This is a genomic window from Bradyrhizobium sp. 157 (assembly GCF_023073815.1).
Classification (GTDB): Bacteria; Pseudomonadota; Alphaproteobacteria; order Rhizobiales; family Xanthobacteraceae; genus Bradyrhizobium.
This window is the reverse complement of record NZ_JADPKF010000015.1, coordinates 105,001-117,049: the sequence shown is the minus strand read 5'-3', so window position 1 is coordinate 117,049 and position 12,049 is coordinate 105,001. Positions and strand designations below refer to the sequence as shown.

Genomic DNA, 12,049 nt, shown 5'->3' with positions numbered 1-12,049 from the left:
GTTGGTCGGGTGCAACTGAAAGAGATCGTCGGGGAGCTGGCGTTTGTAACGCCAGTACTCATCGCCTGTCTTGGCGTTGAGGGCGATCACCTGGCCCTGCGGGGTGGCGACGAACATCACGCCATTGTTTACGATCGGCGGAGCCTCGTGCCCTTCAATCACGCCGGTCGAGAAGGTCCACACCGGCACCAGGTCTTTCACGTTCGAAGTGTTGATCTGGTCGAGCGGGCTGTATCCCTGGCCGTCATAGGTTCGGCGATAGAGCATCCAATTGCCGGGTTCCGGGTTCTTCAGGCGGTCGGCGGTCACCGCGGTGTATTTCTCAATCGGGCCGGCAATGGCAGCGATTGAAAACAGGCACGTGGACGCGACAAAGCTCGACAATAGCCATTGCTTCATGGTCATAGACGCTACCTCCCTGTTTGTTTAGTCGTGCGGCATCTGATGCGGGCGGCCGTCACCCTCCTTGCTGTGCTCCTACCTTTCCAATGAATGTTCCAACGACAGTGAGCGAACCGTCGGCTGCCGCCAAGGGAAGTGCCGCAAGGCGCCGCGGCGCTGGTCCAAACACCACTTGCGCGCTTTGCCGGGGGTCGAACTCGGAATTATGGCAAACGCACTTAAGGACGTCCTTGTCGCCCTGCGCTGCCTTCCCCCACGCCGTGATGGGGCACCCGGCATGGGAACAAATTACCGAATACGCAACGATGCCGTCGGCCGACCGCGGGCGCGTGCTGTCATCAAGTTCGGCTGGATCAAGCTTTACGACTACCACCTCATTCAACCGCGAGCCTTTGCGGACCACTGAGGTTTTGGGATCCTTTGGCCAGGCGCGGACGGCTGGTCCGCCGGGTTTTAGATCCTGCGGCTTGATCACTTCACCCGCATGATCTCCTTCGGCGAAGACCAGGACGTCGGCCTTTTGAGGTCGCAGGTCGCTGCCAGGGGCGTCCTCTTCGGCAGCGGCCGATCGAGGCGCCGATGCGTGCACCGCAGTTGCGAGGGCGGTCAGGAGGATTGTGCGCCGAGTCTGGTCTGAAGGCGATGACATTTTCGTCTCGCTTTCTGCACTGATGCCATGGAGTGATGGCGGATGCGCGATGGTTTGACAAACTGAAAGGCTGAACTCGGCCAAAAAGAGGCGGCGTACAAATTTTGTTAGGCGTGGCCTTCGTCTTTAAAAGTTCACGCGGTTTGTCCGACGCAACTGCAGCAAACTGCACTATGCCGCGTTCCAGACGCTGCGCGAGATCGGCAAACCTCGCCGCCCAAAGCGGGCAGTTTCCGACACAAATACTTTCCGGCTCAGGTAGTTCACCATCCCACTGGCGAGCGGCATCAACGGACCGCGACGTACGCGGCCTTATACGTTGAAGCGACGAATGTGCGCCGGTTGACTTCTCGCTGTATTCTCCAAATACTTGGCCGAGAACTGGAAAAACCAGTCCCGGCGATAACGATATTCAGGGGAGGACACGATGCCGACTTCACGCAGAACACTGCTGAAGACTTCTGCGGCGGCCGCCGCTGCATTCAGTTTCGATTGGAGCCGCGCACAGGCGCAAGCCGAGACGGTGCGCATCGGTCTGATCTACGACTTGACGGGCCCCTTTGCCGCCGGCGGGTCGGTCGCCTCCTCGATCGGCGCGCAGATTGCTATCGACCTCGTGAACGAAAAGGGCGGCATCGGCGGCAAGTACAAGGTCGCCCCTGTCGCTGCCGATTCCCAGAGCAAGCCGGATGTGGCGATCAATGAAGCCAATCGCCTGATCGACCAGGAGAAGATCGACATCATCAACGGTGTCTATGCGAGTTCGCACGCGGTCCCGCTCGCGGCCAAGGTCGAACAGCAGAAAAAGATCCTCTGGATCACGACTGCGGTTTCGACCGCCGTGTTCAAGGACAAGAACATGCAATACGTCTTCCGCGCACAGATTCATTCCGACCAGTATGGCCAAGCCTTTGCGAGCTTCATCAGCGAGCACGCCAAAGCCAAGCTCGGCATGGAGCCCAAGGACGTCAAGGTCGCGCTGATTCACGAGGACGGCCCTTACGGGGTCGGCGTTGCCGTGGCCGACGAAGCCTATGCGAAGGAGGCCGGCCTGCAAGTCGTGCTCAAGGAAGGCTATTCAGCGTCGGCCCCCGACCTGTCGGTGTTGGTGACCAAGATCAAGCGCGCCAGGGCTGACGTGATTTCCCATGCCGGATACAATCCGGACATCACTCTGTTCCTGCGCCAAGCGCGCGAGAACGGCCTCAAGTTCAAGATGCTGTTCGGCGCCGGCGCAGGCTACAGCCAGCTCGACAAGTTGCGCGCGACCTTCGGCGCGGACATCGACAATTTCTGCAACATCGATCCGGTGCCGGCGCAATTGCTCGATCCCGCAAAACTCGCGCCCGGCATCGGCGATCTCACCAAGATCATGGTCGCGCGCTACAAAGAGAAAACCAGCGCGACCGATGTTCCGCCGCATTGTTCGATGGGTTTCAACCAGACCTGGATCCTGCTCAACACCGTGCTGCCCGTGGCGAAGGAAAAATACGGCGGCTTCGATCCCGAAGCGGTTCGCAAGGCAGCACTCGACGTGGACATCCCGCCGGGCGGCACTATCCAGGGCTACGGCGTGAAATTCTATCGGCCCGGTACGCCGCTCTCCGGCCAGAACGAGCGCTCAACCCCGGTCGTGATGCAAAATGCCGGCGAGCATATCTCGGTGGTCTGGCCCACCAACATCAGGACGCGGGATCCAGTGTTCCCGCTGCCGAAGTCATCGGTCTATGCGGCGTAAGGGCTGAAAATGATCTAATCAGTCTGTTCGCGATCGCGGTCTCACCTATCCGCTTGCGAGCCCTTGCTAGGGAGGTCGTATCGCTTCGAAAGATGCGATACGGGTGGGGAAATTCTCTCCACACGAACAGTGTGACTCGCGGCGGCACCCTACCCCACCCCTCCCGCGAAGAGCGGGAGAGGGAGCGTCGTTCTTTCGCGGCTAATATTCGACCTCATATCGTCACGGCTCACAGCGTGACGCGCCGTCCCTCCTCAGCCGCCCAATAGCCGGCGTAGTTGATCTTGATCGTCTCAAACGCCAGCGCCAGATCGGAGAGCGGTTGCCGGCCGCTGGCGACGCACTCCATGAAGTCCTGGATTTCCTGCGTATAGCCGCGCGTCCATTCCTCCTCGAGGCAGACATATTGCCAGCCGGTCTTGCGGTCGACCTTTTCGGTGATGTAGACGCCGGCGAGCTTCTCCTCACTGGTCTGGTAGCTCATCATGTGCGTGTTCGGCGTGATGTTGGCGAATAGCGAGCCGCCGCTGGTATAGGTCTCGATCAGGTTGCGGACGCCACCCATGATCATGTCGCCGGAAAACACCGTCGCCTTGGTGCCATCGGAGAAGGTCACCGTGAGCGTGCCCCAATCCTCGACGTCGACCGGATTGGCCTTGATGTAGGTACGCTCCTCCGGTTTGAGGATAGCCGTCACATTGCCGACGTCACACGTGACGCTCGCAACGCCAATCGTCTCACCGCGAGCCTTCGCCTCAACCTGTTTAAGATAAAGCACCGCCGAAAGCGGATGGCACCCCATCCGGATCAGCGAGCCGCCGCCGGTCATCGCCCATTGCGCGGCGTGCGCCGCGTGCGAGCCGGAGTGGCTCTCCTCCCCCTTCATGAACAGGATTTTGTCTTTCGTGGCCTTGAGGATCTCGGCGGTCTTGGTCACTGCCGGCGCGTAAATCCAGTCCTCCGCATACATGAAGAGCTTGCCGGTCCTGTTGATCGCCGCACGGGTCTGCGCCATTTCGTCCAGCACGCGCCCATACATTAATGCCTTCGGCACGTGCTTGCCGATCGGCGCTTTGTCGCCATCCCGGCCGAAATAGCCGGCGAATGGCTTTTCGCAGATAACGTGTTTGCCGGCCTGCATCGCATCGACAATCATCGCAGTGTGCAAATTGGGCGGCGTGCAGATGTCGATCACATCGAGCTCGCCGTCGGCGATCAGCTCGCGAAAGCTGCGATAGACCGTCGGGATCTGATGGCGATTGGCAAACTCGAGGACGTGATCACCCCTCGCCGCAACGGCCCTGACCTCGACATCCACGCCATAAACGCGCCGATAGGCGTGCATGTGCAGCTCGGACACGAAGCCGCAGCCGGCCAGACCGATCCTGATTTTCGCCATTGCGGATACATCCCGGATTGTCGTTGATCAGGATCGTACAACAGGGAATTAGGGCGAGTCACTCTCGTAGGGTGGCGCGTCACATGAGCCGGCCCGCATCTGATGCGCTCACGGATACTAAATACCGCTATGCGAGCACGACATGCACAAGAACGTGCGGCCGGCCGACGGTGGGCTCAGCTATGTCGACGCTCCAGCTTCCGTACAAAGCCGGAGTCAGTATGACGCCCTTCATACTCGTCATCGATTTCCTTCAGGAGGGTATCGCCCTTCTTCGGCTCCACAGCAAGCAATATAGCATCGATCTTGGCCTCTATCCGGTCCTCGCCCTCCTTGGATTGCGGCGAGCCGACGTGCAACAAAATGGCCAGACCGGCCACCTGCCAAAGCAGTTGCAAAAACTCAGATTGCCAGTTCTCCAGCATGTCACGCATCATCTGCATGGTGTAGTCGCTGATTTCGACTGGCTGCTTGAGAGCAAGCTGCTCGTTCGCGTAGGCATACCAGCCGAATATCCAGTGACCGGTCAGCGTGATCAGAAATAAAGCCCCAGTAACCCAGGCGAACCCGTACCGCGTCCAGATCGATCTCCGAGCCATATCATGCTCCTGCTTCGCGTCTGCGAGCCATGAACGCCTCATCCTTCAATGCTGATTTGTTCCGTAAGTTCCCTTAGGTGCACTGCTGCGCCGGGCGACGCCGCGCGCAGGGAACATCTTTGGGAACTTAGACTTGATGTTTGGTGCCCGTTGAGGGCGATAAGCCAGACCGTTGAACGTCCGGATGACCAGTCCCGCCAACGCGAGCGCTACTGCCGTTCTCTTGACTGGGGCGGCGGTGCTTTTGGTTTACGATCTGGGTCATTTCTCGACCCATATGGTGCTGCACATCGCGTCGATGAATATCATCGCGCCCTCAGTCGCCGCGCTGATCGTTACTCGCCGGCACATCGGCGGCACCCGACCGTTTTGGCTTTGGACCGCGACTTTCCTTCAGATTGTTCTGCTCTGGACGTGGCATTCCCCCGCGGTCTATGACCTTCTCCTCCGGTCTCCGGGGGCTGGGTTGACGTTCCACGCAACGTTATTGCTAGCTGCGCTCTTCTTCTGGTTGTCCCTGCTGACAACTTCCGCCGCATCGCGGTGGCAGACAATTCCGGCGCTCCTGCTTACTGGAAAACTGACATGTCTGCTTGCGGCGCTGCTCATCTTCGCGCCGAGAACACTCTATGGGGTCGCGGGCCATCTTGGTGACGCTCCTGAACATTTCTCATTGTTTCACGCGCTGGAGGATCAACATCTAGCCGGCCTGCTCATGATCACGGCCTGTCCAATGAGCTATCTGGTCGCGGCCGTGATCATCACCGTGCAGTTAATAACACGCGCGGAAACATCGGCGGCTTCCATGCCGGACGGCAGGCTCCTCATCGGCCATTAGCGATGTCCCTGGTTTCACGCCCACGCCTGATACGAACCATCCGTTTCATTCTCTATGGCCTGGTTGCAATCGCGCTCGGCGGCTTTCTCTTCGCATGGTCCGGTCTTTACAGCGTTGCAGCAAGTCGAGGCCACTTCGCGCTGACCAACGCCATCCTTACATTCGGAATGCGTAATTCCGTAAAGACACATTCGCTTGGCATCGAGGCTCCGCAAACCTACAGCAACGACCTCTCGACACTCGGCGCCGCTCATTTCCACGATGGATGCGCCTATTGCCACGGCGCACCAGGCGTTCCGATCGACCCGATCGCACAAAGCATGTTGCCTCCTCCACCTGACCTTTCGAAGGCGGTGCCGGATTGGCGCGATCGGGAGCTGTTCTGGATTGTCAAACATGGCATCAAGTACACCGGCATGCCGGCTTGGGTCGCGCCGCAGCGCGACGACGAAGTATGGGCGGTGGTCGCATTTCTCAAGCGACTTCCCACCCTTGATGCGGCCGGCTATCGCGAACTGGCGCTTGGCGGGTTGTCAATTCGACCGCAGATTGGGAGGGAGATCGCCACCACTGAGGATACCTCGGGGGCGATGAGCGCCTGCGCGCGCTGTCATGGTGCGGACCGCCGCGGACCGAAAAGCCACCTGGTACCGGTGCTGCACGGCCAGCCCGCCGAGTTTCTGATTGCGGCGCTGGAAGACTTTGCCGCGGGCCGTCGCGCGAGCGGCATCATGCAGCCGGTGGCAAGCGGACTGTCCCCCGCCGAACGCGAGCGGGTAGCACGCTACTATGCGACGCTTGCGCGACCGGGCGCGCCGAACCGATTGGAGAACGTTACGGCCGTCGAGCGTGGGCGCGAACTCGCGACGCGGGGGGATCCGAATGCAAGAATTCCCCCATGCATGGATTGTCACAGCGCCTCAGCGCTCAACGCGTATCCGCGTCTTTCGGAACAGCATGCCGCCTACATCGTCAATAGGCTGCGGAATTGGAAGAAGGGAATTACATCCCCCTCAGCAACCGATGCGATCATGGCGCCTATCGCCCGGTCTCTAAACGAGCAGCAGATCGACGATGTCGCGGCCTATTTTGCATCGATAAGCGCGTCAATTTCCAAAGAAGAGAATCAATGATACCGGCCCGACCATGCTGGTACCTGCTCGGCGCCTCTATGCTTCTCGGCGGATGTACCAGCGATGTTCAATCGGTGATGAATCCGAACAGTCTCCAGGCAGTGCAGCTAGCTGAATTAGCCTGGTTTCTGTTCGGGTTCGGGACATTCGTGCTCGTCCTCGTGATCGTGACGTTATCGCTCGCCGTCCGCGGATCATTGCGAATACGCCAAGCGCTGGCGCGAGAGAGCACTGTGATCTGGCTCGGCATTGCCTTTCCTGCCGTGACGCTGACGGTGCTTCTGGTCTATGGCGTTTGGGTGACGCGTTCGCACCTCAACCTGCCTCAAGGCGGCAACACCATCAGCATCGAGGTGGTCGGAGAGCAATGGTGGTGGCGCGTCATGTACCACGCTCCTACTGGTCCACAGATTGCCAGCGCCAATGAAATTCGTATTCCGGTTGGATCTCCGGTCACATTGAAACTCAGGGCCGCTGACGTCATTCACAGTTTCTGGGTGCCGAGCCTTGGTGGAAAGGTCGACATGATCCCGGGGCGCACAACTCAGTTGCAGCTCACTGTCGATCGGCCGGGGGTCTATCGCGGACAATGCGCCGAGTATTGCGGCGGGCCTCATGCCCTCATGGCGATGGACGTGATCGCCATGTCTTCATCCGATTATGCGGCCTGGTTCGAGCGTGCGGCGACGGTGCCCGCGACGCCTGAGACCGACATCGGCTTGCACGGAAGATCGATCTTCCTCGCAGCCGGCTGCGGCGCATGTCACACGGTGCGCGGCACCGCTGCCGCAGGCTCGGTCGGTCCGGATCTGACGCATATCGGCGCGAGACGCTCAGTCGGCATCGATACCCTGCCGCTGACCCGCGAAAACCTGATGCGCTTCATTGTCGATGGCCAGCACGTCAAGCCCGGAAACTTGATGCCTGAGTTTCGTGTCCTGCAGCCACAGCAACTGGAGGCGCTTGCTTCCTACCTTCTGAGCCTCAAGGCAGCAGACTAGATGGCTGACGCAACCTCCTACCCAAACACACTACCTCGGCCAAGCGAGGAATTGGCTCAGCTCGAAGCAATATGGGCTATGCCTAGAGGCTGGCGGATCGTCACTGACGTCAACAACACCGTGATCGGCCTTTTTTATGCCGGTACTGCTGTGCTGTTCTTCCTGTTGGCGGGCATCCTCGCACTGCTGATGCGCCTTCAGCTCGCGGTGCCCAGCAATACCTTCCTCAGCCAGGACACCTACAATCAGATCTTCACGATGCATGGCACCGTGATGATGTTTCTGTTCGCCGTCCCCGTCGTCGAGGCAATGGGCATACTTTTGCTTCCCCAGATGCTCGGTGCGCGCGACCTGCCTTTTCCGCGACTCGGCGCTTACGCGTTCTGGGCCTATCTGGTCGGCGGTCTGATCTTCTTCAGCACGTTGTTCTTCGACCTCGCGCCAACGGGCGGCTGGTTCATGTATCCGCCGCTGACCAGTTCGCAGTTCTCGCCCGGACCGGGGGCGGACTTCTGGCTCCTGGGTATTGGTTTTATCGAGATCTCAGCGATCGCCGGTGCAATAGAAATCATCGTCGGCGTGCTGCGTACCCGCGCACCCGGCATGAGGCTTGACCAGATACCGATATTTGCGTGGACGATGCTGATCTTCGCCGGCATGATCGTCTTCGCATTCCCGGCCGTGATCCTTGCCACGCTGCTGCTCGAACTGGAACGCGCGTTCAATTGGCCTTTCTTCATCGCCGCGAGGGGCGGCGATGCGTTGCTCTGGCAGCATCTTTTCTGGTTCTTCGGACATCCGGAAGTATACATCATTTTCCTGCCGGCTGCCGGCATGGTGTCGATGATCGTGCCGACCATGTGCGGTACGCCACTTGTGGGCTATCGGCTTATCGTCGTGGCGCTGATCGCAACCGGCTTCTTCAGCTTCGGCCTGTGGGTCCACCACATGTTCACCACCGGAATTCCGGCGCTGTCGCTTAGTTTCTTTTCGGCCGCCAGTATGGCGGTGGCGTTACCAAGTGGCATTCAGGTTTTCGCATGGATCGCGACAATCGCGTCTGGCCGCTTACGGTGGACAACGCCGTCCCTGTTCGTGCTGGGCTTCCTCTTCATTTTCAGCCTCGGCGGCCTCACTGGCGTAATGGTCGCGATGGTCCCGTTCGACTGGCAGGCGCACGACACCTATTTCGTTGTCGCACATTTCCATTACGTGCTGGTCGGCGGAGTGGTGTTTCCGCTGTTCGGCGCATTTTACTACTGGGCGCCGGCATTTAGCCGTCTGGCACTATCCGAGCGACTTGGAAAGTGGATCTTCTGGCTGATGTTCGCCGGCTTCAACGTCGCGTTCTTTCCGATGCACCTCACCGGCCTGATGGGGATGCCGCGGCGCGTCTATACATATCCGGCAGTTATGCAATGGGACGTGCTGAACATGATCTCCACGATCGGCGCCTTTCTGTTGGCCGTCGGCATTGCCATGTTTCTGGTCGACTTAATTCGCAACCTGCGTCCCGCCATGTCGAAACCAGCGGGCAATATTTGGGGAGGAGCAACCCTCGAGTGGCTGCCCAATAATGTCTATGGGCTCCGCAGCATTCCGACCGTAACCAGTGCAGACCCGCTGTGGCATCATCCGCAGCTAGCCAGGGAGGTCGAAGACGGACGGCACTTCTTGCCCGGTTCGATCACCGGTCTGCGCGAAACCATCGTCACCTCGCCCTTCGATGCGACGCCGCAATACTTGCTTCGCCTTCCCGGCCCGGGCTGGACGCCGCTTTTGGCGGCGGTGCTCACTGCGGCTTTCTTTATGCTGCTCACCGTCAAGGCGGTGGTGCTTGCGCTGATCTGCGGGCTGCTCGGAATTGCGATGACGGTCGCGTGGATGTGGGGTAGCGACCTGAAGCCGCTGCCACCCGTCGATATCGGAGCGAACCTCAAGCTCCCAATCTATGCAACTGGTTCATTGTCGCATGCCTGGTGGGCGATGATCGTCCTGTTATTGGTCGCCGGTTCGCTCTATCTCTCTTATGTGTTTTCCTACCTCTATTTGTGGACTGTCTCACCACAGGTTTGGCCGAGGCTTTCAGCGCTTGCACCGATCGCATACCCTGTCTTATCGGCTTTGCTGCTTGTTTTTGGCAGTGCGATCCTGGAAATCGCCCGACGTGCTTTACCCGGAAGGTCTCGCAGCAGTGGCGCCTTCGTAGGGTTTGCCGGTCTCGCCGCGGCCGCGCTTACCGCCGCGCTGGTGATCGACGTGTTCGCGCAATGGCGGGCCGGGCTGCGCCCGGAATCCGATGCGCATGGGGCGATGGTCTATATGGCTGCCTTCCTGCAGGGGCAGTTAACCCTTGCGGTTCTGGCCATGACGGGATTTGCGATTGCGCGGAGCTTCGCTGGCCGTCTTGATCGAAAACGACGCGTGGTCTTCGACAATCTGGGTCTGCTATATCACTACACGGTCGGCCAAGGCCTGCTGGGGCTTCTCCTCGTGCACGGATTTCCGAGGCTTGCGGGATGAGCCACACTTTCAAGCCATCTCTTGGCAATCTTCTGCAGGTGCTTGCGCCGCTCCTTATCTGGTTTGTGCATCTGACCATCGTCTACGCCGCCGAAGCGCTGATCTGCATTGGACCAGCGGCCGCGGTCGCTACCATGATGGCCTGGACGATTGCTCTCGCCACTGCCGCAGCCTTAACCGCCCTCCTCCTGACAGCATGGACGCTCCATCGCGGTAATACCCGGCATGCCCAGAGCCCCGGCAGCTCTCGGTTCCTGCTTGGCGTATCACACCTTCTGATTCTGCTTTCGCTTCTTGGGATCGCGTGGACGATCCTGCCGGCTATCTTCCTGCCCACTTGCGCATTAGATTCCGAACTTGCTTCCGTCGGCTAGTTGCTGCTTCGGCCGGCGCCCTTACGGCGCATCAATGCGGCGAAGAGATCGGCCAAGCCGAACTGCCAGGGCTCGCAATCGCCGCTGTGACGCATCCGGTTGGTCAGCCGACCAAGTTTCGGCGTGGCGACCGTCACCAGATCGCCTTCCACATGGGTGAACCCCTGCCCCTTCGCCGCGCGATCCTGGATCGGCGCGAACATCGTGCCGAGGAACAGCACAAAGCCATCGGGATATTGATGGTTCTCGTTGATCGTCTGCCCGACAATGTCCGCCGGGTCGCGGCTGATCTGGGTCAGCGAGGATGTGCCGTGCAGCACGAAGCCCTCCGGCCCTTTTACCTCCAGCGAGATCTCCATCTTCCTGACATCGTCGAGCGTGAAGCTCGCGTCGAAAAATCGCACGAACGGCCCGATGGCGCAGGACGCGTTATTGTCCTTGGCCTTGGACAGGAGCAGCGCCGAACGTCCCTCGAAGTCGCGCAGATTGACATCGTTGCCGAGCGTGGCGCCAACGATGCGGCCATCGTTCGCCACCACCAGCACCACCTCCGGCTCCGGATTATTCCAGGTCGATTTCGGATGCAGGCCCGCATCCACGCAAGTACCGACCGCCGACAGCACGGGCGCCTTGGTAAACACCTCGGCGTCCGGCCCGATGCCGACCTCAAGATACTGGCTCCAGGCGTTCTGGGAAACCAGCACGTCCTTCACATGCTGCGCTTCGGCCGAGCCCGGCTTCAGTTGCGACAGGTCGGTACCGACGATCCGCGTCACCTCGGCCCGGATCGCCTCGGCCGAATCCGGATTGCCGCGCGCCCGCTCCTCGATCACCCGCTCCAGCATCGACACGGCGAACGTGACGCCGGCGGCCTTGATCACCTGCAGATCGATCGGGGCGAGCAGCCATGGCCTGGTCGGATCGCGGGTGTCAGGCGGCGTGTTGTCTAGGAGATCCTGCAGTGTGCCGACCCGCTCGCCACGCGCGGCGCGCAGCGCCTGGGCCGGATCGGCAGCGGCGGCAAGCTGGCTGGCAGTAGGGAAGTCCTCGGTAATGTCGAACACGCCGTCCTGGCGGATCGCGACCACCGACGGGCCGGCAAGATCGGGACGCCAGACGCGCCCCATCAGCGCGGCACCGGCGAAATCGTCGGGCAGAATGAAGGCGGCGTCGGTGACGATCGGCATCGTGGGGATCCTCGCGACATCTATGCGGTCAGCACCGTCCTTAGAAGGGAACCGCTCAATGGGTCAACACCTCCCGGGAATGTCCGTCCCCAGCATCGCGGCCGCCATGACATCCCACCGCACCGCAGCATGCAAAATCAGACGATCGGTCAAGTGCAGCCGATTGCACGCCCTGAAACAACCATGGCGGCATGGCGACTGCGCGA

At 60.2% G+C, this 12,049-nt stretch carries 11 protein-coding genes; 6 read left to right on the top strand and 5 right to left on the bottom strand.

What is annotated here, in order from left to right; genetic code table 11:
* Both IVA95_RS03255 and IVA95_RS03250 read right to left on the bottom strand, forming a co-directional pair.
* Positions 1-405: PQQ-binding-like beta-propeller repeat protein (locus IVA95_RS03255; protein WP_247509183.1), on the bottom strand; the 405-nt coding region annotated here is incomplete at its 3' end.
* A 52-nt stretch (positions 406-457) separates the two neighbouring features.
* Positions 458-1,051, bottom strand: a complete 594-nt coding sequence (locus IVA95_RS03250; protein ID WP_247509192.1) for a Rieske 2Fe-2S domain-containing protein — start codon at positions 1,049-1,051, stop codon at positions 458-460.
* 427 nt (positions 1,052-1,478) lie between these two features.
* Here IVA95_RS03250 and IVA95_RS03245 point away from each other — a divergent pair, with 427 nt between their 5' ends.
* Positions 1,479-2,789, top strand: a complete 1,311-nt coding sequence (locus IVA95_RS03245) for an ABC transporter substrate-binding protein (protein WP_247509182.1) — start codon at positions 1,479-1,481, stop codon at positions 2,787-2,789.
* A 229-nt stretch (positions 2,790-3,018) separates the two neighbouring features.
* Here the strand turns inward: IVA95_RS03245 and IVA95_RS03240 are convergent, their stop codons facing one another.
* Positions 3,019-4,188 (bottom strand): Gfo/Idh/MocA family oxidoreductase, encoded by a 1,170-nt coding sequence (locus IVA95_RS03240; protein ID WP_247509181.1) that lies wholly within the window; start codon positions 4,186-4,188, stop codon positions 3,019-3,021.
* Between the two features lie 176 nt (positions 4,189-4,364).
* Entirely contained in the window at positions 4,365-4,787 is a 423-nt protein-coding gene (locus tag IVA95_RS03235) for a DUF6766 family protein (RefSeq protein WP_213252294.1), read from the bottom strand.
* 184 nt (positions 4,788-4,971) lie between these two features.
* Between IVA95_RS03235 and IVA95_RS03230 the strand changes: the two genes are divergently transcribed.
* Genes IVA95_RS03230 through IVA95_RS03210 form a run of 5 tightly spaced genes read left to right on the top strand, consistent with a single transcriptional unit; the run spans position 4,972 to position 10,656 of the window.
* Positions 4,972-5,625: a cytochrome c oxidase assembly protein gene (locus IVA95_RS03230; RefSeq protein WP_247509180.1), complete on the top strand. Its 654-nt coding sequence runs from the start codon at positions 4,972-4,974 to the stop codon at positions 5,623-5,625.
* Positions 5,626-5,627: 2 nt separating this feature from the next.
* The gene (locus tag IVA95_RS03225; protein ID WP_346657974.1) at positions 5,628-6,758 is read left to right on the top strand and encodes a c-type cytochrome; all 1,131 of its coding nucleotides are present in this window, start codon (positions 5,628-5,630) and stop codon (positions 6,756-6,758) included.
* Positions 6,755-7,759 (top strand): cytochrome c oxidase subunit II, encoded by a 1,005-nt coding sequence (gene coxB, locus IVA95_RS03220; protein WP_346657975.1) that lies wholly within the window; start codon positions 6,755-6,757, stop codon positions 7,757-7,759. The genes IVA95_RS03225 and coxB overlap by 4 nt, the downstream gene beginning before the upstream one ends.
* Entirely contained in the window at positions 7,760-10,282 is a 2,523-nt protein-coding gene (gene ctaD / locus IVA95_RS03215) for a cytochrome c oxidase subunit I (RefSeq protein WP_247509179.1), read from the top strand.
* Positions 10,279-10,656 (top strand): hypothetical protein, encoded by a 378-nt coding sequence (locus tag IVA95_RS03210; protein WP_247509178.1) that lies wholly within the window; start codon positions 10,279-10,281, stop codon positions 10,654-10,656. Before ctaD ends, IVA95_RS03210 begins: the two co-directional genes overlap by 4 nt.
* Here IVA95_RS03210 and IVA95_RS03205 read toward each other — a convergent pair.
* Complete coding sequence (locus tag IVA95_RS03205) at positions 10,653-11,843, bottom strand: fumarylacetoacetate hydrolase family protein (RefSeq protein ID WP_247509177.1); 1,191 nt, start codon at positions 11,841-11,843, stop codon at positions 10,653-10,655. The two genes, IVA95_RS03210 and IVA95_RS03205, sit on opposite strands and share 4 nt — an antisense overlap.
* Positions 11,844-12,049: the final 206 nt, after the last annotated feature.

What these genes read in the sequence shown, in the direction of transcription:
- IVA95_RS03250 (WP_247509192.1), bottom strand. Translation starts at nt 1,051, where the DNA reads ATGTCATCGCCTTCAGACCAGACTCGGCGCACAATCCTCCTGACCGCC.
- IVA95_RS03245 (WP_247509182.1), top strand. Translation starts at nt 1,479, where the DNA reads ATGCCGACTTCACGCAGAACACTGCTGAAGACTTCTGCGGCGGCCGCC.
- IVA95_RS03240 (WP_247509181.1), bottom strand. Translation starts at nt 4,188, where the DNA reads ATGGCGAAAATCAGGATCGGTCTGGCCGGCTGCGGCTTCGTGTCCGAG.
- IVA95_RS03235 (WP_213252294.1), bottom strand. Translation starts at nt 4,787, where the DNA reads ATGGCTCGGAGATCGATCTGGACGCGGTACGGGTTCGCCTGGGTTACT.
- IVA95_RS03230 (WP_247509180.1), top strand. Translation starts at nt 4,972, where the DNA reads ATGACCAGTCCCGCCAACGCGAGCGCTACTGCCGTTCTCTTGACTGGG.
- IVA95_RS03225 (WP_346657974.1), top strand. Translation starts at nt 5,628, where the DNA reads ATGTCCCTGGTTTCACGCCCACGCCTGATACGAACCATCCGTTTCATT.
- coxB (WP_346657975.1), top strand. Translation starts at nt 6,755, where the DNA reads ATGATACCGGCCCGACCATGCTGGTACCTGCTCGGCGCCTCTATGCTT.
- ctaD (WP_247509179.1), top strand. Translation starts at nt 7,760, where the DNA reads ATGGCTGACGCAACCTCCTACCCAAACACACTACCTCGGCCAAGCGAG.
- IVA95_RS03210 (WP_247509178.1), top strand. Translation starts at nt 10,279, where the DNA reads ATGAGCCACACTTTCAAGCCATCTCTTGGCAATCTTCTGCAGGTGCTT.
- IVA95_RS03205 (WP_247509177.1), bottom strand. Translation starts at nt 11,843, where the DNA reads ATGCCGATCGTCACCGACGCCGCCTTCATTCTGCCCGACGATTTCGCC.